Origin of the sequence: Tatumella sp. UCD-D_suzukii (genome assembly GCF_000611875.2) — a bacterium.
In the GTDB taxonomy this organism is placed as follows: Bacteria; Pseudomonadota; Gammaproteobacteria; order Enterobacterales; family Enterobacteriaceae; genus Tatumella; species Tatumella ptyseos.
The window spans coordinates 200,676-222,685 of sequence record NZ_JFJX01000012.1; the positions used below are offsets into that span (position 1 = coordinate 200,676).

General features: G+C 53.0%; 22 protein-coding genes. 14 read left to right on the forward strand and 8 right to left on the reverse strand.

Annotated elements, in window-relative coordinates:
- Positions 1-364 precede the first annotated feature (364 nt).
- The 8 genes from CG67_RS05015 (at position 365) to spy (ending at position 8,780) form a co-directional block, all read left to right on the forward strand.
- Positions 365-1,036 (forward strand): gamma-glutamylcyclotransferase, encoded by a 672-nt coding sequence (locus CG67_RS05015; RefSeq protein ID WP_025901887.1) that lies wholly within the window; start codon positions 365-367, stop codon positions 1,034-1,036.
- A gap of 148 nt (positions 1,037-1,184) precedes the next feature.
- Positions 1,185-2,609, forward strand: a complete 1,425-nt coding sequence (locus CG67_RS05020) for a YchO/YchP family invasin (RefSeq protein WP_038024697.1) — start codon at positions 1,185-1,187, stop codon at positions 2,607-2,609.
- A 484-nt stretch (positions 2,610-3,093) separates the two neighbouring features.
- Positions 3,094-3,228: a hypothetical protein gene (locus CG67_RS18645; RefSeq protein ID WP_256360143.1), complete on the forward strand. Its 135-nt coding sequence runs from the start codon at positions 3,094-3,096 to the stop codon at positions 3,226-3,228.
- Positions 3,228-4,259, forward strand: a complete 1,032-nt coding sequence (astA, locus tag CG67_RS05030; RefSeq protein ID WP_025901890.1) for an arginine N-succinyltransferase — start codon at positions 3,228-3,230, stop codon at positions 4,257-4,259. The genes CG67_RS18645 and astA overlap by 1 nt, the downstream gene beginning before the upstream one ends.
- Positions 4,256-5,710 carry a succinylglutamate-semialdehyde dehydrogenase gene (gene astD / locus CG67_RS05035; RefSeq protein ID WP_025901891.1) on the forward strand — a complete coding sequence of 485 codons (1,455 nt, stop codon included), beginning with the start codon at positions 4,256-4,258 and terminating at the stop codon, positions 5,708-5,710. Before astA ends, astD begins: the two co-directional genes overlap by 4 nt.
- A 21-nt stretch (positions 5,711-5,731) precedes the next feature.
- On the forward strand, positions 5,732-7,066 hold the full coding sequence (gene astB, locus CG67_RS05040; RefSeq protein WP_025901892.1) for an N-succinylarginine dihydrolase: 1,335 nt from the start codon (positions 5,732-5,734) through the stop codon (positions 7,064-7,066).
- Positions 7,067-7,078: 12 nt separating this feature from the next.
- Complete coding sequence (astE, locus tag CG67_RS05045) at positions 7,079-8,062, forward strand: succinylglutamate desuccinylase (RefSeq protein WP_025901893.1); 984 nt, start codon at positions 7,079-7,081, stop codon at positions 8,060-8,062.
- A gap of 244 nt (positions 8,063-8,306) precedes the next feature.
- Complete coding sequence (spy, locus tag CG67_RS05050; RefSeq protein ID WP_025901894.1) at positions 8,307-8,780, forward strand: ATP-independent periplasmic protein-refolding chaperone Spy; 474 nt, start codon at positions 8,307-8,309, stop codon at positions 8,778-8,780.
- Between the two features lie 252 nt (positions 8,781-9,032).
- Here the strand turns inward: spy and nadE are convergent, their stop codons facing one another.
- Together nadE and CG67_RS05060 are read right to left on the reverse strand one after the other, a co-directional pair.
- Positions 9,033-9,860 carry an ammonia-dependent NAD(+) synthetase gene (gene nadE, locus CG67_RS05055; RefSeq protein WP_025901895.1) on the reverse strand — a complete coding sequence of 276 codons (828 nt, stop codon included), beginning with the start codon at positions 9,858-9,860 and terminating at the stop codon, positions 9,033-9,035.
- A 67-nt stretch (positions 9,861-9,927) separates the two neighbouring features.
- The gene (locus tag CG67_RS05060) at positions 9,928-11,124 is read right to left on the reverse strand and encodes a multidrug effflux MFS transporter (protein WP_025901896.1); all 1,197 of its coding nucleotides are present in this window, start codon (positions 11,122-11,124) and stop codon (positions 9,928-9,930) included.
- A 245-nt stretch (positions 11,125-11,369) separates the two neighbouring features.
- Here CG67_RS05060 and osmE point away from each other — a divergent pair, with 245 nt between their 5' ends.
- Positions 11,370-11,711 carry an osmotically-inducible lipoprotein OsmE gene (gene osmE, locus CG67_RS05065; protein ID WP_025901897.1) on the forward strand — a complete coding sequence of 114 codons (342 nt, stop codon included), beginning with the start codon at positions 11,370-11,372 and terminating at the stop codon, positions 11,709-11,711.
- 67 nt (positions 11,712-11,778) lie between these two features.
- Here osmE and CG67_RS05070 read toward each other — a convergent pair whose 3' ends face one another.
- The 3 genes from CG67_RS05070 to hxpB all read right to left on the reverse strand — a co-directional run bounded on the left by CG67_RS05070 (position 11,779) and on the right by hxpB (position 13,984).
- Complete coding sequence (locus CG67_RS05070) at positions 11,779-12,171, reverse strand: DUF6515 family protein (RefSeq protein WP_025901898.1); 393 nt, start codon at positions 12,169-12,171, stop codon at positions 11,779-11,781.
- Positions 12,172-12,340: 169 nt separating this feature from the next.
- Positions 12,341-12,925: a metal-dependent hydrolase gene (locus CG67_RS05075; RefSeq protein WP_025901899.1), complete on the reverse strand. Its 585-nt coding sequence runs from the start codon at positions 12,923-12,925 to the stop codon at positions 12,341-12,343.
- A 375-nt stretch (positions 12,926-13,300) separates the two neighbouring features.
- A complete protein-coding gene (gene hxpB, locus CG67_RS05080) occupies positions 13,301-13,984 on the reverse strand; it encodes a hexitol phosphatase HxpB (RefSeq protein ID WP_025901900.1) in 684 nt (227 codons plus the stop codon).
- Between the two features lie 169 nt (positions 13,985-14,153).
- Here hxpB and CG67_RS05085 point away from each other — a divergent pair, with 169 nt between their 5' ends.
- The gene (locus CG67_RS05085; protein ID WP_025901901.1) at positions 14,154-14,690 is read left to right on the forward strand and encodes a YniB family protein; all 537 of its coding nucleotides are present in this window, start codon (positions 14,154-14,156) and stop codon (positions 14,688-14,690) included.
- 10 nt (positions 14,691-14,700) lie between these two features.
- On the opposite strand, the gene CG67_RS05090 is transcribed toward CG67_RS05085, so the two are convergent.
- Positions 14,701-15,570 (reverse strand): fructosamine kinase family protein, encoded by an 870-nt coding sequence (locus CG67_RS05090; RefSeq protein WP_025901902.1) that lies wholly within the window; start codon positions 15,568-15,570, stop codon positions 14,701-14,703.
- 408 nt (positions 15,571-15,978) lie between these two features.
- Here CG67_RS05090 and CG67_RS05095 point away from each other — a divergent pair, with 408 nt between their 5' ends.
- Positions 15,979-16,740 carry a YdiY family protein gene (locus CG67_RS05095; protein WP_025901903.1) on the forward strand — a complete coding sequence of 254 codons (762 nt, stop codon included), beginning with the start codon at positions 15,979-15,981 and terminating at the stop codon, positions 16,738-16,740.
- Between the two features lie 118 nt (positions 16,741-16,858).
- Here CG67_RS05095 and CG67_RS05100 read toward each other — a convergent pair whose 3' ends face one another.
- Both CG67_RS05100 and CG67_RS05105 read right to left on the reverse strand, forming a co-directional pair.
- Complete coding sequence (locus CG67_RS05100) at positions 16,859-17,326, reverse strand: YhcH/YjgK/YiaL family protein (protein ID WP_025901904.1); 468 nt, start codon at positions 17,324-17,326, stop codon at positions 16,859-16,861.
- Between the two features lie 29 nt (positions 17,327-17,355).
- Entirely contained in the window at positions 17,356-17,859 is a 504-nt protein-coding gene (locus CG67_RS05105) for a gluconokinase (RefSeq protein ID WP_025901905.1), read from the reverse strand.
- Between the two features lie 402 nt (positions 17,860-18,261).
- On the opposite strand from CG67_RS05105, the gene CG67_RS05110 reads away from it, so the two are divergent.
- The 3 genes from CG67_RS05110 to CG67_RS05120 all read left to right on the forward strand — a co-directional run bounded on the left by CG67_RS05110 (position 18,262) and on the right by CG67_RS05120 (position 21,849).
- Complete coding sequence (locus CG67_RS05110; RefSeq protein ID WP_025901906.1) at positions 18,262-19,254, forward strand: LacI family DNA-binding transcriptional regulator; 993 nt, start codon at positions 18,262-18,264, stop codon at positions 19,252-19,254.
- A 206-nt stretch (positions 19,255-19,460) separates the two neighbouring features.
- Positions 19,461-20,411 carry a 2-hydroxyacid dehydrogenase gene (locus tag CG67_RS05115; RefSeq protein WP_025901907.1) on the forward strand — a complete coding sequence of 317 codons (951 nt, stop codon included), beginning with the start codon at positions 19,461-19,463 and terminating at the stop codon, positions 20,409-20,411.
- A 100-nt stretch (positions 20,412-20,511) separates the two neighbouring features.
- On the forward strand, positions 20,512-21,849 hold the full coding sequence (locus tag CG67_RS05120; RefSeq protein ID WP_025901908.1) for an MFS transporter: 1,338 nt from the start codon (positions 20,512-20,514) through the stop codon (positions 21,847-21,849).
- Positions 21,850-22,010 lie beyond the last annotated feature (161 nt).

The window sequence follows — 22,010 nt, forward strand, 5'->3', positions numbered from 1 at the left end:
TAGTATTGATAGGTTTTTTTACGGTATTTTACCTTATTACAGTGTTGTCTTCTTTTTCAGGAGATATTCTTCTGAGGTGACTGTTTATTCTTAATTTTTATAAATCATTAACCCATAATATTTTATGGTTTGTTTACCTTTCATTGGTGTTTTGCTGTGTTTTATAGGATTAACCTCTCTGTTCCGGGTTGAGGTTTTCATTTAAGGCTTCTTTTCGGGGAGAACCCGGGGAAAGACGTTCAATGAATCTGATTTGTTGTCAGGATAAAGAGTTATTATTTGTGAAGCACTTCACATAACTGGCTGTTTGCTGTAATGATAACACCGGGTTTCACTGAAAAAGCAGAACGAGAAGGGAGGGAATGTGCTGACCCGGGATTTTTTGATTAATGCTGATTGCCAGTCGTCGTTTGGCAGTATTGAGCCGCATCTGGTACTGAGTACGGAACAGCGGAAAGCCTCTCTGAGCCGTTTTCTGGCAGAACTCCCTCCCCGCGAGCCGATTTGGGTCTTCGGTTACGGTTCACTGATGTGGAATCCGGTACTTGACTACCGTGAAGTTCAACCGGCGCAGCTGGACGGCTGGCAGCGTGCCTTTTGTATTCGTTTGATTGCCGGGCGGGGTACCGGTTGTACCCCTGGCCGTATGCTGGCCTTAAAGGCCGGAGGACAAACCCGCGGGTTGGTGTTCCGCCTGAATGAGACGACCCGGGCCACAGAACTGGAATTACTCTGGAAGCGGGAGATGATCACCGGTTGTTACTGCCCGCGCTGGCAGAAAGTGACACTGGACAATGGCCGTGAGATCACGGCACTGGTATTTACCATTAATACTGAACATCCTTTGTATGAACCGGATGACTCGCCTGCCATTATCGCACCGCTGATCGCTGCAGCCCGGGGGCCACTCGGCACCAATGCCCGCTACCTTTATGAACTGGTCAACAGTCTGGCCGCGCTCGGTGCACCGGATGAGAAACTGAACATGCTTGCCTCGCAGGTCAGAGCCTGTTGTCCGGAACAGGACGCGTACTGACCTGCCGCCGATGGCCTCATTGTGCGGGAATTGCGCTGAACGTTATACCTTCCGGCAGGCTATGATATACTGTGCGTTCACACTGATCAGAGTATTCAGGTTGTTCATCGTCAGAGAATCTTTCTACCGGAAGCTGTTAATATTATTTATGCCCTTAAACAGATCCCGTCTCCTTTGCTGTTTCGTCACACTGCTTCTTTCAGCACAATTCACTGCCAGGGCTGACAGTGACCCGACCCTCTCAGAAACACCGTTTGATGATTCTGCAGCCCGCTTTGCCAAAGAAGCCGATCAGCTTCCTGATTTAGGCAGCAGTGCGGTAAGCAACGATTTTTCACGCCAGCTGGCTGAAATTGCTCAGGCTATTGCTGCCGCGAATAATAGTGATACTGATACCAGTCTCGGACATAGCGCCGGACTCTGGGCGTTTGATCATTTCCGCGACCAGTTGGGGAAGCGGCTGAACCAGGAAAGCCAGTCTCTGCTCTCGCCTTACGGTCATGCCAGTGTGGATCTGAATGTGGATATCGACGGGAATTTTGACGGAACTTCAGCCTCACTGCTTAGCCCGCTGGCAGAAAATGATCGCTACCTGACATTCAGTGAAGTGGTACTCAGCGACAGCTCACCCGGGACGACAGGCAGTGTCGGACTGGGACAGCGCTGGGGAGCCGGTGACTGGCTGTTTGGTTATAATGCCTTCCTCGATCACCTGTTTAATAAGGCGCTGAACCGGGCCTCGGTCGGTTCGGAAGCCTGGGGAAGTTTTCTCCGTTTTTCTGCAAACTACTATCAGCCACTGTCCGGCTGGCGTGATGTCAATACCACACAGATGGCCCGAATGGCACGCGGTTATGATATTAACAGTCAGGGATATCTGCCCTTTTACCGGCAACTCGGCGTCACGGTAAGCTGGCAGCAATATCTGGGGGATAATATCGATGCCTTCGATAGTGGTAACTATTACCATAATCCTTCCGCGCTTTCGCTGGGGGTCACCTATACGCCGGTACCGCTGGTAACGTTTTCGGCCAGCCATAAAACGGGAACCGGTGGCGAGAGCCAGGATCTGTTTGGTCTGAAGTTTAATTACCATTTTGGCGAGTCGCTACGTGAGCAACTGTCACCGGATGCGGTGGCGGCGGCCCGTTCACTTCGGGGCAGCCGGTTTGATGTTGTCAGTCGTAATAACAGCCCGGTACTGAGTTATCGTAAACGCAGTTCACTGAGTGTGTTCCTCGCAACCCCTCCCTGGCAGTTATCCGCAGGGGAGAGCCTGATGCTGAAATTGCAGGTGACACCGGATAAAAACATCACATCGATCCACTGGGAAGGCGATACCCGTGCGCTCAGCCTGACACCACCAGCGGATGCCACAGGGACCCGGGGCTGGAGCATTATTATGCCGGCCTGGAATAATGACCCGCAGGCGACGAATGAATATCACCTCGCTGTTACGGTAACGAATAATCATAATACGGTGACGTCTAATACCATTACGCTGAAGCTGACCCCGCCTATGCAACTGGATGATACGGTCAATCCTGAACAGTATGATCTGATGGCACCTTGAGCCGTAGTGAGCGGATCGCTACCGGCCGGTGGCCCGATCTCAATCCGCTATCTGTACTGCAAATCTGTCCGTTTTCGTTCCCGCTGCCAGCCAGCGGCGGGGGGCCTGTGTGTTTATAGTGTGGGCGGTCGCACTGTTTTGGTTCACTGTTTGCCGGGGAAGGCAGCCACCTGCACCTGAAAGGTGCGCTGCCCGGTGTTTTTTATTCCTGAAAGTGATAAAAATCAGCAAATAAATAATTTTTCCTTTTTTTGCATAAATCTGCTCTTCTCCGCTCGGCCTGTCTTATCCCGTCATCGTACTATTCATTTTTTATTCATAAAAAGTGAATACAGTAATAACGTAACCCATTGATTTATTTTAATGTTGATAATTTTATGCATTTTATGACGCTCTGGCACGTTAACTGCAATCTGTACTGAATCCAGCCTGTCTGAGGCTGACATGTAAATAATCGTTTTTGATATTCAGTCCGGAGACGCTCATGAGACCACACCCTATCCGCAACGAAGAAACCTCCGCCAGATATCCGGACGGTGACGGTATTGCCTTGCCGGGCCAGGCCGGTAAGCGTCTGCCCGCAATCGACGGTTCCGTTCTGTCAGGGAGGAATGACTGATGATGGTGATCCGTCCGGTATGCCATGCAGACCTGGCTGGCCTGATGAGGCTTGCTAAGAAAACCGGTGGGGGGCTGACGTCCCTGCCTCAGGATGAGAAGACCCTGGCAGAGCGTATTGAGCGCTCAGTGGAGACATGGCAGGGAGAGCGATGCCGGGCGCAGCAGGGATACGTGTTTGTTCTGGAGGATACCGAAAACGGCGTGATTGCCGGGATCAGTGCGATAGAAGTCGCGGTCGGCCTGGAAGAGCCCTGGTACAACTACCGCGTAGGGTCGCTGGTTCATGCCTCACGCCAGCTGGATATTTATAATCCGCTGGCGACATTATCACTGAGTAATGACCACACCGGAGCGACCGAACTCTGTTCATTATTTCTGGACCCGGACTACCGGATCCGTAAGAACGGCCAATTGCTGTCGAAATCACGCTTTTTGTTTATGGCCTGCTTTCCGGAGGCGTTCTCTCCGCAGGTCGTCGCGGAGATGCGCGGGGTACTCGATGACGCCGGTAATTCACCGTTCTGGGACAGTGTCGGCAGCCATTTTTTTTCGATGGATTTCAGCCGGGCAGATTTTCTCAGCGGTACCGGGCATAAAGCGTTTATTGCAGAGCTGATGCCAAAACACCCGCTATATATCCACTACCTGAGCGCAGAGGCTCAGGCGGTCATAGGTAAGGTTCATGAGCAGACGGCACCGGCCAGGGCGTTACTGGAAGCTGAAGGGTTCCGCTATCAGAACTATGTGGATATTTTTGATGGCGGCCCGACGCTGGAATGTGAGTTACCGGCAATCCGTGCGGTTAATCAGAGCAGGGTGATGTCTGCCGTCACAGGGACACCCGGCGAACAGCATCCGCTTTGTCTGGTCGCCGGTATGGACTACCACCATTTCCGGGCCATGCTGCTGCCCGTCGACCCGCAGGCTGAAACGCTGTTGATCCCGCCTGCCTGCGCTGCCCGGTTACAGATAGCTGCCGGTGACCCGGTACGCGTAGTCTCTCTTAACCCGCAAGGAGCCCGTTTATGACATTACTGATCAATGGCCAATGGCTGACCGGCCGGGGTAGCACTCTGACAAAATATGACCCGGTCAGCGGTGAGGTTATCTGGCAGGGACACTGTGCGGCACAAGAAGACGTTGCCGCGGCCTGTCAGGCCGCCGCTGAGGTATTCGACGACTGGGCCGCACGGGAATTCAGTGAGCGGCTGGCGGTGGTTAACCGTTTCGGAAAAGAACTCGAAAAACATCAGGAATCGCTGGCCGCCTGCATAGGCAGGGAGACCGGAAAACCCCGCCGTGAAGCCGCCAGTGAAGTGACCTCTATGATCAACAAGATCGACATCTCGGTACGGTCATGGCATCAGCGGACCGGCGACATCGAAACGCAGGACAGCAGTTTGCATCACCGCCCCCATGGCGTGATGGCGGTGTTCGGCCCCTATAACTTTCCGGGCCATCTGCCGAACGGACATATTATTCCTGCCCTGCTGGCCGGGAATACCGTGGTATTCAAACCCAGTGAACTGACGCCTGCGACGGCTCAACTGACGCTGGAGTGCTGGCTGAAAGCCGGACTCCCCGCCGGGGTCATTAACCTGATCCAGGGAGGTAAAGAAACGGGGCAGGCACTACTGGCGCAGCCTTCGCTGGCCGGGGTACTTTTTACCGGCAGTGCCGCCACCGGCTATCAGATCCATCGCCAGTTTGCGGGACGACCGGAGGTGATTCTGGCGCTGGAGATGGGGGGGAATAATGCACTGATCGTCGAAGATCCTGCGGATATTGATGCCGCGGTCAACATTACCCTGCAATCTGCTTTTATCAGCGCCGGTCAGCGATGCACCTGTGCCCGCCGCCTGCTGGTCAGGCGGGGTCCGCAGGGGGACCGTTTTCTCGCCAGGCTCACAGAGGTCGCCGGAAAAATTGTCCCGGCCGCCTGGGATGCCCTGCCTGAACCCTTTATGGGCAGCGTGATCTCACCCGCCGCGGCCGCTCATATCTGGCAGCACTGGCAGCAGACCGAACAGGCCGGAGGGGAGGTCTTGCTCAGGATGCGCTGGCCGGACCCGGACTCTGCGTTGATTTATCCGGGGATCATCGATATCACGGGTCTGCCAGCGGCGGAGGATGAGGAAGTCTTCGGGCCGTTACTGAACGTTATCCGTTATGACGACTTTGAACAGGCGATCACCCTGGCTAACCGCAGCCGCTATGGCCTTTCCTGCGGGCTGATCTCAGCGGATCGCCGGCAGTTTTTATTGCTGCAAAAACGGGCGCGGGCAGGGATCGTTAACTGGAATAAACCGCTGACCGGGGCTGCAAGTAATGCACCTTTCGGCGGGGTAGGCGCGTCCGGTAATCACCGTCCCGGCGCTTTTTATGCGGCAGACTATTGCGCCTGGCCGATGGCCTCACTGGAAAGCCCGCAGTTAACATTACCGGAAACACTGCCGCCGGGTCTCGATTTTTCACGTTAAGGATACGCAATGAACAGAGATATGCAGGTGACAGAAGCCAATTTTGACGGCCTGGTGGGGCCGACACACCATTATGCCGGATTATCCTTCGGGAATGAGGCTTCTGCCCGTCATCAGTATCAGCCGTCCAATCCGCTGAAAGCCGTGCTGCAGGGGCTGGAGAAAATGAAAGCCCTCGCGGACCAGGGGTTTGTGCAGGGCGTGATCCCGCCAGTGGCTCGTCCGGATCTGCGCCTGCTGAGGCAGATAGGTTTTACCGGCAATGATGTACAGATACTGCAAAAAGCCCGTAAACAGGCCCCGGAGCTTTTATCCGCCGCCTGTTCTGCCTCCTCCATGTGGGTGGCAAATGCCGCCACCGTATCGCCTTCAGCAGATACTGCCGATAACCGAGTACATTTCACGGTCGCGAACCTGAATAATAAACTGCACCGGATGTCTGAAGCCCCGGGAACGACAGCAATACTGCGTGCGCTATTCGCCGATGAACGGCGGTTTATTGTTCATGACGCTTTACCCCAGACCCCGGCCTTCGGCGATGAAGGGGCGGCAAATCATAACCGTCTGTATCACCGCGCAGGCGATCCGGGGCTGGAGCTGTTTGTGTACGGTTATGATGCCGGAAAGCCATCCGACGGGCCGGTACGCTATCCTGCCCGACAGACCCGTCAGGCCAGTGAAGCGGTAGCGAGGCTGCACCAGTTGGATCCGCAAAGAACCCTTTATGCACAACAGAACCCCGCGGTGATCGATCAGGGAGTGTTTCATAATGATGTGATTGCCGTCAGTCACCGCGAAGTGCTTTTTTGTCATGAACATGCCTTTACCGGACAACAGGCACTTTTTGATACCCTCCGGGAACGCCTGCCTGAGTTTCATCCGCTGGTGGTGCCGGATGAGGCCGTGACGGTCAGTGATGCAGTAAAAACCTATCTCTTTAACAGCCAGTTACTGAGCCGGAAAGATGGCAGTATGTCGCTGGTGCTGCCGCAGGAAGCCCGTGAACATCCGGCAGTATGGCAATATCTGCAACAGCTGCTGGCCGATGACAATCCGGTCACCGATTTACAGGTCTTCGATCTGCGCGAAAGCATGCGTAATGGCGGCGGGCCTGCGTGTCTGCGTTTGCGGGTTACTCTGACAGAAGAAGAACGTCAGGCCGTCAATCCGGCTGTCATGATGAATGATGCACTCTATGCCCGGCTGACGGCCTGGGCACGGAAATTTTACCGTGACCGGCTGACGGCGGATGACCTGGCAGACCCGCAACTACTGACGGAAAATTATCAGGCTCTGGATGAACTGACGGGCATACTGAACCTCGGGGCGGTGTATGACTTCCGGCAATCACAGTAAGGATAAAAACGAATGACCGATTATCTTCAGGGCATGTTATCCGGGCAGCCGGCTCTGCCGGGAGAGGGAGAAAATGCCACACTTTACTGGCGTGAAACAGGGGAGGGGATACTGGAGTTTACCCCCCGCACACCCCGTGAGCCGGGATCGCTGATTATTTCTGCCGGGATCCACGGTAACGAAACCGCGCCAATAGAGATCCTGAATCAGCTGGTGACGGAATTACTGGCCGGCGAATGTCCGGTTGCGCAGCGATTGCTGGTGATCTTCGGGAATCCGCAGGCAATACGTCAGGGTGTGCGCTATATCGATTATGATCTGAATCGCCTGTTTTCAGGTTACCGGGACACATTACCCTCCTGCGATGAATCGCAGCGTGCAGCGCAGTTAGAGCAGGCGGTCTGTGACTTCCGTCGCGGGGATGAAGCACAGTCAGTCTGCTGGCATCTCGATTTGCATACGGCTATTCGCGGATCACTCTACCCGCAATTCGGATTGTTGCCGGCAAGCCCCCGACCACGGAATGCGCCCTTTATCGACTGGCTGGGCCGTGCCGGTCTGGAAGCGCTGGTTTTCCATCAGGCCCCGGGCGGGACCTTCAGCCACTATACCTGCCATATGACGGAAGCGGAGAGCTGTACCCTGGAGCTTGGGAAGGCACTGCCGTTTGGTTGTAATCAGCTGTCGGAATTTGATCGTGCCCGGAGGGCACTGCGGGCCAGGATCTGTGGTGATACCGGAACTCCGCAGGCGCCGGAAAGCCCGCCACGCTGTTTCCGGGTGATCAGGCAGTTAACCCGTACCGGCGAACATTTTCATCTGCATATGACAGACACGACGCCGAACTTTACATGGTTTCCTGCAGGGACGGTACTGACTGAAGACGGCGATCACACTGAGGTAGTGCAGCATCCGCAAGGCGAGCGGGTACTGTTTCCTAACCCCCGGGTGGCATTTGGCCTGCGGGCAGGGCTGATGCTGGAAGAAGAGCCATAAACCCGGAAAATCTCAGCCCGGAGGCGGTTTTGCCGGGCTGTTCCCCTTTCTGCCATACACTTTCTTATCACTCTGCTGCGGCTTCCTCATTTTTTCTCCACGATTGCGGATTTTTTCACATTTATGTTTTCAGTGTTTTACGCAGCCTCTGAATAATTGACGTTGGCAGGCGTAAAGTGGGTTCTGACGACGACAGTGTCAACAGACATCGTCAGACAACTAAAAACATTAAGGATATGACTCTATGCGTAAACTCACTTCACTGATCCTGGCAACATCACTGGCCTTTGGTGCTGCCAGTGTGGTACACGCGCAGGCCGAAAATCTGACGCCTCCTCCGGCTTCCCAGCACCGTCCGATGCATCCTCACGGACCTGACTTCTTCCATGGCATTAAGCTGACGGATGCCCAGAAACAGCAGGTGCGTGAGATCATGAAGCAGAGCCATCAGCAGATGAAACGTCCGTCAGTTGAGCAGCGCCGTGCGGCTCATCAGATAGTCGCATCAGACAGTTTCGATCAGGCAAAAGCAGAAGCTGAAGCGGCCAGCCAGGCCGCGGGTGCTAAAGATCGTGCATTCCAGCGGCTGCAGACAGAAAACAAACTGTACAACGTCCTGACTCCGGAACAGAAGAAACAGTACAACGAAGACTTTGAGCGTCATCTGACCGAAAAACATGACCATAAAGGACATGCGCCACAGAATTCCGCTGGCTAATTCCGGCACAACATAGATCCCCTGAGACCGCCCTGAGGGCTGACGGACAGGAAACGCCGTCAGCCATTATGGCGGTTTTATTATCATGAGGGGGCGTTGTTATCAGGCCACTCTGAGCGTACCGGCAGGAGACGGAATCAATACTATCAGGCCGATCCCGGTGGGCGACCGGAAAGTGACAGAGACCCCGCGCCGGAAGCATAAAAAAACCACCTTCTCAGAAGGTGGTTTTTGACGTTGTCCGCAAGGTGACTATTTTTTCCAGAAGTCGTCGAAGACCGTGATGGGTGGCTGACGTTTGTGTTCTGTTTTCAGGTACCAGCCTTCGATGATTTTCGCCGCTTCAGGCGCTATCGTTTTACCTTCCAGATAGGCATCGATCAGGGCATAAGTCACTCCCAGAGCTACCTCATCCTGCAGGCCCGGACGTCCGTCTTCCAGATCCGCTGTCGGATGTTTCAGGTAGAGGTGCTCAGGACAGCCAAGCTGCTTCAGCAGCTGTTTGCCCTGACCTTTGTTCAGGCGGAAGATAGGGTTGATATCGGTACCGCCGTCACCGTATTTGGTAAAAAAGCCGGTCACAGCTTCGGCGGCATGGTCGGTTCCCACAACCACACCGTGGGTCATCCCGGCAATACTGTATTGTGCTTTCATTCGTTCGCGGGCTTTTTCATTCCCCTTCACAAAATCAGATAACACAATTCCGGCCTCTTTCAGCGCGCGCTCGCTGGCCAGCACGGTTTCTTTAATGTTGACGGTCAGTGTTTTGTCCGGCTGGATAAAATGCAGCGCATCCTGACAATCCTGCTCGTCGGCCTGGTCGCCGTAAGGCAGACGCACAGCAATAAAACAGTAATCCTGATCACCGGTTTCAGCACGCAGTTCTGAAATTGCCGTCTGGCAAAGTTTACCGGTCAGGGTTGAATCCTGACCGCCGCTGATCCCTAATACCAGACTTTTTAGCCCGGGGTAGGTTTTCAGATAGGACTTGAGGAAATCCACACTGGTGCGTATTTCCTGTTGAACATCAATCACCGGTTTTACACCCAGTGCACGGATAATTTCTTGTTGTAATGTCATACAGGACTCCTCGGTTCAGGGGCGGTGCGGGACCGCCGTGTTACAACATTCCTTCTGTGCGGCCTGTTTATTTTACCGCGGCCACAGGTTTTTTTGCCACAAAGGTAAACATCAGTATCGCCAGCATAAAACAGCCAAAAATCGTCGATGTCATACTGATAACCGATGTTCCGCCCAGCCCTGTGACAGGAATACTGAGGGAACCCAGCGTGAACATCGTGACTCCGATCACCGCAGAGGCACTGCCGGCGCGTTTACCCTGACTCTGCATCGCCAGAGAAGATGCCGTGGTGGAAATGACGGCATTGCTGGCAATGCTGAAGAACAAGGTAAACAGTATCACCGGTAACGGCGCGTGCATAATGCCGGCAATCAACAGACTAAGAGACGCGACAAACGCCAGTGTCAGTCCGCCTTTCAGCACCCGGTATTCTCCCAGTCGCGGACTGAGACGGGCGCTGGTTTGTGAGGCAATCACCAGGCCCAGCCCGTTCAGTGCAAAGCAGTGGCTGAAGGTTTGCGGTGACATTCCGTAAATCTGTTGCAGGACAAACGGTGATGCGCCGATATAGGCAAACATACCCGCCATCATAAACCCCTGCGTCAGGCAAAAGCCCATAAACGGGCGGTGGGTGATCACCTTCCCCAGTGCACCCCAGGCAGAAAGCAGAGAACCCTGGCTACGTTTTTCCGGGTGCAGCGTTTCATGAATATGTAAACGACTGAGGGTCACCAGCAGAATGGCAATACCGGACAGAACCAGGAAAATTCCGCGCCAGTTCATAATGTTCATCAGTGCGCCGCCAATCACCGGAGCCGCAATCGGGGCCAGACCATTCACCAGCATCAGCATAGCAAAGAAGCGAGTCAGTTCATGACCACTGTACATATCCCGGGCGATGGCACGGGATAATACCGCCCCTCCGGCGCCACCCACCCCCTGGAACAGGCGGGCAATCAGTAGCTGATCCAGGCTATGAGCCATTGAACAGGCGATGGAGGCTAACAGCAGTAGCAGTAATGACAATGCCAGCGGCAACGTTCGCCCGTACTTATCACTCATCGGGCCAAAAAGCAGTTGCCCGAGCCCGAGGCCCAGCAGACCTGCGGTCAGGCTAAGCTGTGCGCTGGCCGTCGCAATATGCAGACTGTCGGCCAGTTGTGGCAGCGCGGGGAGGTATAAATCAATACATAAAGGGCCGAGTCCGGCCATCAGGCCAAGGATCAGCACAAAAGAGAAACGGTGCGGGGGGGCTTTGTACATTTTTCCTCTGAATCTATGGTGTTTCCGTTGAGTAACATAAGTATGAAAATTAACAGATTATCTCTGTCAGAGGCCAGAGGCACGCTGGTTTCCCGCGATGGACTCTGCAAGAGAATATCGATTTAAGGCGCGTCAGTCCATGCTAACCATTTGTTTTATCGTTATTACCTATTACACTTTAAGGACGTCAGTTGAACAGCTCATCTGATCTCTTATTGTGTATTACGATTACAGTGAGGTAAATAATGCATAAATTCACCGGACTTATCGCAGCCGGCGCTGTCATGGCTATTCTTTCCGGCTGTACGACGTATCATCAGGCAGAAAGCTATGTCACCAAACCCGTGGTAAAAGACGTCAAAAAAGGAATGACACGTGACCAGGTTCGCCATATCGGCGGGCAACCGGCCTCCGTGATCACCATGATCCATGCCCGTGGAACCTGCGATACTTACATTATTGGTCAGAGCGAAGGTAAACCGCTGACCTATTTTGTCAGCTATAACGAGACCGGACATGTGATGAATTACGGCTTCCAGAGCTGCAGCGAATACGACACAGATCCCCAGGCACCGCAAGCGAACTGATCCTTCGCTAATACGACAAAAGGCCAGCATTATGACTGGCCTTTTGTCTGTTCAGGATGCTCTGTGGCTACAAACCATCAGGTCGCGGGACCTCGATATAATCACCGTCGATATTACGCTGATAATAATGGCCTGCCTGCACATAATAACGTTTACCGTTAAAGTCCAGCACCTGCAGATGTTGCGGTGTACTCTGTGGAGGCGGGTTGACCACGACATAGTCATTCCCCTGACGCTGATAATAAATACCGTTGAGAAGATAGTAGGTCAGGCCGCCTATCAGAACTCCGGTCGCTAAGTCAGGCAGAAAGCCGCCGCCAGGGCCGGGACCACCATGCCAGCCTGGCCCGCCACCGGGGCCAGGGCCGCCGAAACCAGGGCCGGGACCATGCGGGTAAGCCAGCGCTATACCTGGCATAGTCAGGGCTAACGCCAGCAGAGATGGGATAACTTTTTTCATATTCTATCTCCGACAATAATTGAGCAAATGATCGGCGCGGATACCCGAAAACTCAAGGGTTATAGCTCGGATTTTTCCTTCCATTACACTAATTAACGCTTTCTTAACGGGCTTCCCCGTTACGCCTGGCACTTCTTTACTCAACATTCACTATGCCGCCGTACAGCGGTTAATGCAGGGACTGCGTCAGCTGTTTTTGCCAATCGATAGCGGTTGAATAAATTTGTTTGCCGGTCGTGCTGACGACCTGTTTCGTCAGAGGACCTGGCAGTAATACCGCACAGGCAACCAAGGTGATACAGAACCATCGTTCCAGCAGATTACTTTTTTGCGGCTGTAACACCGGAAAACGAAACCGCCAGCGACAGGGCCATAGCAGAGGCACACCCGCGGGTGTCAGCATATCGGCGACAATATGGCTCAGATAACCCAGGACCATTCCCTGCATCACGTCAGCGGGCAGCCACAGAGCCTCCGGCAGTTTCAAATGCAACAACCACAATCCGGCGACGATGGCTATCAGGCTATGGGTAAATCCCCGGTGACCGAATGCACGGGAGACCGGGACAGAAATCCAGCGTAAACGTCTGCCGAGCAGGGACGAAGGGTGATCAATATCCGGCAGCAGACATGTCAGTAATGTTGCCGGGAGTAAATGCCACCAGTCTGCGTGGGCAATAACGGGGGTCAGATCGCTGCGTTTAGCAATAATGGCGCTGGCAACAGCGAAGAGAATATGGCCTTCGGCCGTCATGAGATATCCTGCAACTTCCTGATTAACTGTCAATGTATACAGTATAGGGATTTATACAGCGAAAAGGTATATGTGACGCTGTAACAAATAATAAATGACATTGACACAAGCAGAGAAAACTCCGCTCCTGCGGGGGCGATGAAGCGCAGGAAAAGGCCACGGAAATTTCTGCACAGGCGGCGCAGATAACGGAAAAGGATACCAACACTGCTGAGTCAGTGATGCTGGTTACGTCGGGAGCCGGGCGGAGAGACGGAATTCCCCCCGGAAGTCATGATCCTCACGTGTGATCGTTCGTGCCCGGGAGAAGACCTTTAACGCGGCGTACAGAAGTCTGTCGTCTGACCGCAGGGAGCCTTGGCTCCCTGCACCGGCTCAGCGGATAGCCGGTAAGTAGCCCAACAGATCCGGTGTCAGATCATTAAGGGAGTCTACGCGGGCGTGTGCCAGACTCCAGACGGGCAAATGGGCTTCTGCAGCGGCAGGCACGACCAGCGTACGCATTCTTGCGGCTTTCGCCGCAACCATACCGTTAAGTGAGTCTTCCAGAGCCACGCAATGTAACGGGTCTGTCGCCAGTGCTGCTGCGGCATTCAGATACACCTGAGGATGAGGTTTGCTGTAAGGAAGTTCGCCTGCGGAAGCGACCGCGTCGAAATAAGGCTGCAGAGAAAATAGTTCGAGGACGCTCTGAATTAAACTCAGCGGAGAGGCGGAAGCGAGGCCGATTTTAAAACCACATTCGCGACACATCTCCAGAGCTTCACGGACACCCGGCATCAGCGGGCGCTGTTGGCGAATTTTCTCTGCCACCTCAGCGATAATCTGCTGTGTGATCTCTTCAGCATTCAGATGGCGGATATTGCCCGCATCAAACCAAAGTCTGACCACCTGGTCGATACGTAATCCTGTGGTTTCCGGTAAGGAGTCACGCAGGCTGATATCGATGCCAGCACGTGAGAATACGTCCAGTTCAGCCTGATGCCAGAACGGTTCCGAGTTGATCAGCAATCCGTCCATATCAAATATTGCTGCTTTGACCGGGCGATGATAGGCCATAAAACCCTCCGTGAATGGTTAAAACATTGCAAAAAACTAACAGGGTAACGAAAATTATGCGTCCGGTTGTATGAAATATCTCAGGAATTATTATTTTAGCGGTATAAAACAGGAAAAATAACCGGGGCGCAGGTAGACTTGTATCACAAAAACCGCTGCAGGAGAGAGCATGAATTATCAACAAACAGGCAGGATCGCCATCGGCAAAAAAGTTGCCGGCTGGTTGTTATTTATTCCTGCTGTGATATCGACCCTGATATCACTCATGAACTATTTGTACATCCACAGTGATAACCAACCCGGTATCGATGCGGTATTAACAGATTTCATTCATGTCATGATCAATATGGTGAAATTTAACACGCCGTTTCTGAGCTTTTTATGGCAGAACTCACCGGTCCCGGACTTCGGGACACAGGCCGATGTTTTGTTCTGGGTGATTTACTTCATGATTTTTGTCGGGCTGGCCTTACAGGCTTCGGGTGACCGCATGTGGCGCCAGTCCTGTTTTATTAAAGAAAGCATTGATGATCAGCTCATCCTTGAACAGGTTAAAGAAGGCGGTGGTCTGACCCGTAAGCAACTGACCGAAAAACTGCAGACACAAAATCACTCTATTTTCAGGCAGTATTTTCATTTGTACATTCTGCCGGTGATTGTGATTGTCATCGGGTACTTTGCCCTGCGACTCACCGGCTTCCTCTGAATTACCGCGATCAACGATAATCGCGCAACAGGTTATCAATCACCTGTTGCGCTTCTTCCTGCCAGGAGCCTCCGAAAGCACAGGCACGGTTCAGTAAATAGTATAACCGGTAGGCCGGTTGCCGGTCTGTATAGTCCTCAGGCAACGGGCTGATTTGCTGATAAGCATTGAGCAGCGGGGCAGTTAACACATTGTCCGTTTGCCACAAAGCGAGATCACACTCCCTGTCTCCCCAGTAACATGAGGGATTGAACAGCCAGGGCGCATTATGTGCTTCAGCGCAATGTCCCGGCCAGAGATCCCCATGCAATAAGGAGGGAGAGGGATGGTGATTTGCCAGACATCGCGACACACTGGCAATGATTTGTTCCGTATCGCCAAAGAATAACTTTTTCCCGGCAGCTATCTCCAGTTGCCAGCCGATGCGTTGTTCCGCGAAGAAAGAGGACCAGCGCTTCTGCCAGTGATTGGGCTGAGGTGACAGTGTCACTGAATTATCAAAATCAAGACCAAACTTGGGCTGTTCACCCCACTGATGGAGCCTGGCAAGTTGTTCACCGAGCAGGGACGCGGAAACTTTACTCAATGGCGCCGGAGGAAGATATTCCAGAATAAGAAAACTATGATGTCGCGAGGTACCGCTGCCGTAAACTTCGGGGACCCTGACGCACCCGGTCCGGGCCAGCAAAGCAAGCTGGTCTGCCTCTTCGATAAAGCGGGGAAGCATCTCGCGATGGTTGGATTTAATAAAATAGTGCGTATTGCCGCTTACCAGCTGCCAGGACTGGTTAACTTCACCTCCGTCGCATTGATGGTAATGAGATATTCCTGCAAAGTCGCGTTGTTGCTCTTCTAACAGTCGATGAATGGCTGACCACATAGTGTTGTCCTCACTTTTCGCTGTGTGGTCGAATTGTAACCTGCATTGAACCAGAGATTCCAGCAGCCGGATCTCACCGGTGTGAATTTTTTATTGCCGGCGGGGCGGATCGGTACATCAGCGGCTTAAGCATTAAATCTGTTTGCTAAAATTAATTTGTATTTAATTAACGTTATACTTAGAAACATTCCGGCCAGTATTTTCTATAAATATGCTTTCTATTTTTGTATTCGCGTCTATCATACCTGCTACTATTCAGATCACTCTGAATCACGCTAAGGCCTGTCACTTTTTTTTGACAAGTAAAGTGGATACATGCTTTTTTACAAACTCGGGTAAATAGCATGCCACGCTATTTAAAAGTGTTCAGACTTAGCTTTTAACAACGTCGTCAGTACAGGTTTTTCAATGAAAGCATTCAATAAAATCTCAGCAGCGCTGCTGCTTACCGCCGGAGTGTTCGCCCAGCAGGCATATGCTGATAACTCAGTATTTACGTCGATGGATGATCCTTCTACCGCAAAAACACCTTTTGATGGCTCAGCGTCTGCAGGCTATCTGGCCCAGAGCGGTAACACCAGAAGTTCCTCTCTGACGGCTCAGACCAATATGACCTGGTATCAGCAGGCGATGGCATACAGCCTGTGGGGTAATGCGTCAAATACCTCATCCAACGATCAACGTTCTTCTGAAACCTACTCTGTGGGTGGCCGTTCACGTTATAACCTGAACAGCAGCGATTACCTGTTCGGTCAGGCAACCTGGTTAAGTGATCGTTTTAACGGTTACGATAGCCGCGATACGCTGACTGCCGGTTACGGTCGTCAGATCCTTAACGGCCCTGTACATTCACTGCGTGCTGAATTGGGTCCGGGTGTACGTTATGATGACTATCATGATGGTGGTCACCAGACTAAAGCGCTGGCTTACGGTGCACTGAGCTACCAGTGGCAGCTGACAGATACGACCAAGTTTATTCAGGGTGTATCCGTACTGAGTACTCTGGGGAATGATACTACTCTGAACTCCGAAACCGGTTTACAGGTAGCGATTAACTCTCACTTCTCACTGAAAGTAGCCTATGATGTGACCTGGAACAACAATCCGCCATCTTCTGCGCCGGATCGTACCGACAGTAAAACGTCTGTCCTGCTGTCTTACGCGATGTAAGCCAACAGATGAGACAAAAAGGCCCGCTATGCGGGCCTTTTTACTTTCAGCGTTACCGGAGCCTGACCAGGGACAGGCCATCCCGGCGGATGCAGTGCGCTCAGTCTTTTCAGGGAATTCAGAGCAGTGCGCTGTCGATTTTTGCGACAATCTTCCGCAAGGCGGCCGGTGTGGTACAGGTACTCATCGGACGGTGAAGTTCCTGCGGGAAAATAATTGCCAGTTCACCGGCCTGTAGATGGATCAAAGTCTCTCCCGGGATGGCTGCACAGAACCCAAGGTCGTGTGCATCATTAAAAGGTTCACTCAGATCCAGCGGCAGTCCGCGAACGCCGGCACCAATCACTTCATTACCGTCCAGCACAATATGAATATCCAGATACTGGCGATGAAACTCAGGTTTCTGGTTTTCCAGTGGACGGGTTTCCCCTTCAGCGACATTAAAGAACATTTGTTTGCCCTGAACCTGATAATGGCCGGCAGGCAGGCTGTACGGGTCACTTTCGATAATGGTTGCCAGCATCTTACGAATGGCGGCAGGATAAAGCGGATTTCCAGCTGCGGCGGCTAAGGTATCAATGATCATAATATTCGTCTCTGAGTTCAGGCGGTGTGTTACCGCAAACAGGTCATATACTGGCTGACGATATTGTCCACCGGTGGCATGATACTTACTGCCATGACATCCGGCTCATCGTTCCCGGGGGCTTCCAGGTTGGAAAACTGGCTGCGAAGCAGCGTCTCCGGCATAAAATGACCTCTGCGCTGACGCATACGGGTCATTACCTGCTCGAAATCGCCTTGCAGCCATAAAAAACGCACATGCGGACTGCCCGCCCGTAGCTGATCCCGGTAAGACTTTTTAAGTGCAGAACAGACCAGCACGCCGGTTTCATTTTTCTGTTCCAGGCTGTAGATCACATCGGCCAGCCGGCAAAGCCAGGGCTGCCTGTCGGCATCATCCAGCGCCTGACCGGCCGCCATTTTGTCGATGTTCTGTCGGGGATGAAGATCATCCCCGTCAATAAATTTGGCGTTCAGGGCCCGCGAAAGCGCCTGGCCTACCGTAGATTTTCCGGTACCGGACACGCCCATCACGATAATGCACTGACCTGTCATAGTCATATTCCTCCAGGTTATCAACGGTATGCTGTTCTTCACTCAACGGCGGATTGTGGCTTTTGCCGGCCTGTCCAGGCCATGCTACAAGCGTCGTCACCGCAGTCTGGCTTCGGGAGAGTGTTCCGTCGCCGGCGCCTTGCTGAGGCTGAATGGGCCGCCCGGCCAGTGACTGACTTCTGTGCTGTGGGTTACAGAGCCTATCTCACGTTTTTCACGACGTTTAAACTGTGATGCTGATCACTAAAAAGTGATGTTACAAAACAACGTTACAAGTGCTGTGATCGATGACATAAAATCAGTGGGAGATCCCGACATTTACGGCCCGAAGCGAAGATTTTCATTTCGGATTCGGACAGGCATAATGACATTACCGCTTTCCGGTACTGACTGGCAGAATGAATGAAATTGCAACGCATCACACTGAATGATATTGCGACTCTCGCAGGCGTAACAAAAATGACCGTCAGCCGGTATTTACGTACGCCCGAAAAAGTGAAACCGGAAACGGCACGGCGTATTGCCAGCGTTATCGAAGAGGTGGGCTTTCAGCCTGATCCTGATAATGCCGCCATGAACAGCAATGCGATTGCGCGCATTGGGGTGCTGGTACCTTCATTTCATAACCAGATTTTTGCTGATGTGCTGGCCGGGGTAGAAACCGCCGCGGCGGCCAGAGGCTACCAGACACTGGTGGTGAACTACGACTACAACAGCCAGAAAGAAGAAGAACAGATTGCGACTGTACTGGCGTTTAATGTTAAAGCTTTGTTGCTTACAGAAAGCGTGCACAGCATACGTGCAGAGAAGTATTTACGCTCGGCAAAAATCCCCGTGGCCGAAGTCATGGGGCTGACAGAAAACAGCGAACGGATTAATGTCGGTTTTGATAACCAGCGTGCCGGGCTGGACATGACACGTATGCTGCTGGCCAGTGGAAAAAAGCGAATTATCTATTTTGGTTCCATGGCTGATCTCCGGGATGAACAACGCTATGCCGGTTACTGTCAGGCGATGGCGGAGGCAGGTCTGCATCCCGGGCGTATTACCCCTGGCAAGGTCTCATCCGTCACCATCGGTGCGGGCATGATGACCCTCGCACGTCAGATGTATCCTGAGATGGACGGTATTTTGTGCACCAATGATGATCTCGCCGTAGGTGTACTGCGCGAATGCACCGCCTGCGGTATCCGTGTGCCGGAGCAGCTGGCCGTTGCCGGGTTCCACGGCCTGGAAATCGGTCAGGTGACGACCCCGAAACTGGCCAGCGTACTGACGCCGCGTTTTGAAATGGGCAAGGTTGCCACAGAGATCCTGATTAAAAAAATTCAGGGACTGCCCACCATCGAACGGGTCGATTTGCATTACCGGTTGTCGATGGGAGAAACCATTTAACCGACTGATTGACTCTTTTCTCTACTCTCCTGAGCCCATATCCCCCCGATACCCCTGTTACATGTCAGTAAAATGTCTGTCAGATCACGCCAGAAGTAACACAAATTTTTAACATTATCTGGCGTGACGGAGATCGCAACAATCAGCGGCAAAAACACGTTTGATACATAACACACGTTACAGGCTTATCAGACAGGACCGTTGCTATGCATACAAATACTCAACCCGTTATTTTGCTCATCGCACCGGTGATGGACGTCTTACAAACTTCTCTGGACGCCAGCTACCGGGTATTCCGTCTTTATGAGCAAACCGATACTACAGAATTTCTCAACCGTCACGGGGGAGAAGTTCAGGCCGTCGTCACCCGGGGCGATACAGGCGTCAGCCGTGACATCCTGGAGCAGTTGCCGCAGGCCGGTATGATCGCCGTGTTCGGCGTTGGCACCGATGCTATCGACCTCAGTTATACCCGGGAGCGGGGCATCCATGTCGGGATCACTGCCGGCGTACTGACCGATGATGTTGCTGACCTGGCGATGGGATTACTGCTGGCTGCCAGCCGCCGGCTGTGTCAGGGAGACCATTTCGTGCGTACCGGGCAGTGGGAAAAGACAGCACCGCCACTGGCGACCAAAGTCAGCACTAAGCGTCTCGGTATTCTGGGTATGGGGAACATTGGCCAGGCCATCGCCCGCCGGGCCAAAGGTTTTGATATGACCATTCTTTATCACAGCCGTCAGCGTAATGATGCGCTCGATGACCAGTGGTGTGAGGATTTGCACAGTCTGGCGAGTCAGAGTGATTTCCTGGTGATTGCCGCCTCGGGGAGCGCCGAAAACAGCGGCATCATTAATGCCGCTGTCTTTGAGGCGATGCCTGAACACGCCTGGCTGATTAATGTTGCCCGCGGCAGTCTGATTGATGAGCCGGCACTGTTGCGGGCATTACAGGAAAAAGTGATTGCCGGGGCAGCGCTGGATGTGTTTGAGCACGAACCGCATGTGCCGGAGGCTTTCTTCGCACTCGATAATGTATTGCTGCAACCCCATGTGGCCAGTGCCACAGTGGAGACCCGCCAGGCAATGAGCCAGTCGGTGTCCGACAATCTGGCGGCTTACTTCTCAGGCCGGGCGATCCCGGGCTTAATTCAATAACAAAAGAGTACCGGTATTACGAGGGAACATGCCTTTTTCATTGATGATCAGCCTCTGCCAGACAGTCTCCGGGGGTGGCTGATGTAACCAGGACATTATTATGAACGATAAAATACCAGGAACCCGCTGGGTGCGGGTTATCGCACCGATCCTCATTGCCTGTATTATGTCATTTATGGACCGGGTCAATATCAGTTTTGCATTGCCTGGCGGAATGGAAAAAGATTTAGGGATCACCAGCCAGATGGCCGGTGTCGCCAGCGGAATATTTTTTATCGGTTATCTGTTTCTGCAAATTCCCGGTGGGCGTATTGCCGTGTACGGTAGTGGTAAACGCTTTATCGCCTGGTCTCTGTCGGCCTGGGCAATTGTCTCGATTGCAACCGGATTTGTCACCCATGAATATCAGTTACTGGCGCTGCGTTTTTTTCTCGGCGTCGCGGAAGGGGGGATGTTACCGGTCGTCCTGACCATGGTCAGCAACTGGTTTCCGGAAAAAGAACTGGGCCGGGCCAACGCATTTGTGATGATGTTTGCTCCCCTGGGAGGGATGCTTACCGCCCCGGTGTCCGGAGCTATTATCGCCGCGCTCGACTGGCGCTGGTTATTTTTTATCGAGGGCTTGCTGTCTGTGGTTGTTCTGGCGGTCTGGTGGCTTGTGATCAGTGACCGTCCGGAGGAAGCCCGCTGGCTGCCTGAAAAAGAACGGGAATATCTGCTGACCGTCCTGGGGCGCGAGCGTAAAGCACGTGAAGAACTGGCCCCGGTCGCTAAAGCGCCGTTAAAAGCGGTACTGAGGAATAAGGGGCTGATGCAGCTGGTGGCACTGAACTTCTTTTATCAGACCGGGGATTACGGTTATACCCTGTGGTTACCGAGCATTCTGAAAAACCTGACCGGCGGCAATATGGCCAGTGTCGGATTACTGGCGGTTCTGCCGTTCCTGGCGACTCTGGCGGGGATTTATGTGATTTCTATGCTCAGCGACCGCACAGGTAAACGCCGCTTATGGGTACGGGTTTCGCTTTACTGCTTTGCGGCAGCGCTGGTGGCATCAGTGATCCTGCGGGACCATGTGGTGGCAGCCTATATCGCGCTGGTTATCTGTGGTTTCTTCCTGAAAGCGGCGACCAGTCCTTTCTGGTCTATTCCCGGCCGTATTGCCTCTCCGGAAGTGGCTGGCAGCGCCCGTGGGGTGATCAACGGACTCGGTAATCTGGGCGGATTCTGCGGACCTTATCTGGTGGGGATCATGATTTATCTGTACGGACATAACGTCGCGGTATGTGCGCTGGCAGTATCGCTGTTAGTGGCCGGGACGATTACCTTCGTGTTGCCGAAAGAGTGTGACTTGTCCTCAGGAAAAAAGCCGGATGACCGCTCTGCGGACAAATCAGCGAAGGCACCGCTGCGCTCAGCTTCGCTGAAACGGGTCTGATCGCTTTGCATTAAAGGGATATCACCTTACGGCCGGGAACATAGCAACTATGACTGTGTTCCCGGCAGAACATATTCGTTCTATGGTCAGACATTAGGGTCACAAGGCTGGCGACGGGATGAGCGCGACAGTATCGGCCCGTTTTACTGACCGACATGTAA

Excerpts from the sequence above, each read along its gene's own strand:
- CG67_RS05020 (WP_038024697.1), top strand. The coding sequence starts at position 1,185 with ATGCCCTTAAACAGATCCCGTCTCCTTTGCTGTTTCGTCACACTGCTT.
- CG67_RS18645 (WP_256360143.1), top strand. The coding sequence starts at position 3,094 with ATGAGACCACACCCTATCCGCAACGAAGAAACCTCCGCCAGATATCCG.
- astA (WP_025901890.1), top strand. The coding sequence starts at position 3,228 with ATGATGGTGATCCGTCCGGTATGCCATGCAGACCTGGCTGGCCTGATG.
- astD (WP_025901891.1), top strand. The coding sequence starts at position 4,256 with ATGACATTACTGATCAATGGCCAATGGCTGACCGGCCGGGGTAGCACT.
- astB (WP_025901892.1), top strand. The coding sequence starts at position 5,732 with ATGCAGGTGACAGAAGCCAATTTTGACGGCCTGGTGGGGCCGACACAC.
- astE (WP_025901893.1), top strand. The coding sequence starts at position 7,079 with ATGACCGATTATCTTCAGGGCATGTTATCCGGGCAGCCGGCTCTGCCG.
- spy (WP_025901894.1), top strand. The coding sequence starts at position 8,307 with ATGCGTAAACTCACTTCACTGATCCTGGCAACATCACTGGCCTTTGGT.
- nadE (WP_025901895.1), bottom strand. The coding sequence starts at position 9,860 with ATGACATTACAACAAGAAATTATCCGTGCACTGGGTGTAAAACCGGTG.
- CG67_RS05060 (WP_025901896.1), bottom strand. The coding sequence starts at position 11,124 with ATGTACAAAGCCCCCCCGCACCGTTTCTCTTTTGTGCTGATCCTTGGC.
- osmE (WP_025901897.1), top strand. The coding sequence starts at position 11,370 with ATGCATAAATTCACCGGACTTATCGCAGCCGGCGCTGTCATGGCTATT.
- CG67_RS05070 (WP_025901898.1), bottom strand. The coding sequence starts at position 12,171 with ATGAAAAAAGTTATCCCATCTCTGCTGGCGTTAGCCCTGACTATGCCA.
- CG67_RS05075 (WP_025901899.1), bottom strand. The coding sequence starts at position 12,925 with ATGACGGCCGAAGGCCATATTCTCTTCGCTGTTGCCAGCGCCATTATT.
- hxpB (WP_025901900.1), bottom strand. The coding sequence starts at position 13,984 with ATGGCCTATCATCGCCCGGTCAAAGCAGCAATATTTGATATGGACGGA.
- CG67_RS05085 (WP_025901901.1), top strand. The coding sequence starts at position 14,154 with ATGAATTATCAACAAACAGGCAGGATCGCCATCGGCAAAAAAGTTGCC.
- CG67_RS05090 (WP_025901902.1), bottom strand. The coding sequence starts at position 15,570 with ATGTGGTCAGCCATTCATCGACTGTTAGAAGAGCAACAACGCGACTTT.
- CG67_RS05095 (WP_025901903.1), top strand. The coding sequence starts at position 15,979 with ATGAAAGCATTCAATAAAATCTCAGCAGCGCTGCTGCTTACCGCCGGA.
- CG67_RS05100 (WP_025901904.1), bottom strand. The coding sequence starts at position 17,326 with ATGATCATTGATACCTTAGCCGCCGCAGCTGGAAATCCGCTTTATCCT.
- CG67_RS05105 (WP_025901905.1), bottom strand. The coding sequence starts at position 17,859 with ATGACAGGTCAGTGCATTATCGTGATGGGCGTGTCCGGTACCGGAAAA.
- CG67_RS05110 (WP_025901906.1), top strand. The coding sequence starts at position 18,262 with ATGAAATTGCAACGCATCACACTGAATGATATTGCGACTCTCGCAGGC.
- CG67_RS05115 (WP_025901907.1), top strand. The coding sequence starts at position 19,461 with ATGCATACAAATACTCAACCCGTTATTTTGCTCATCGCACCGGTGATG.
- CG67_RS05120 (WP_025901908.1), top strand. The coding sequence starts at position 20,512 with ATGAACGATAAAATACCAGGAACCCGCTGGGTGCGGGTTATCGCACCG.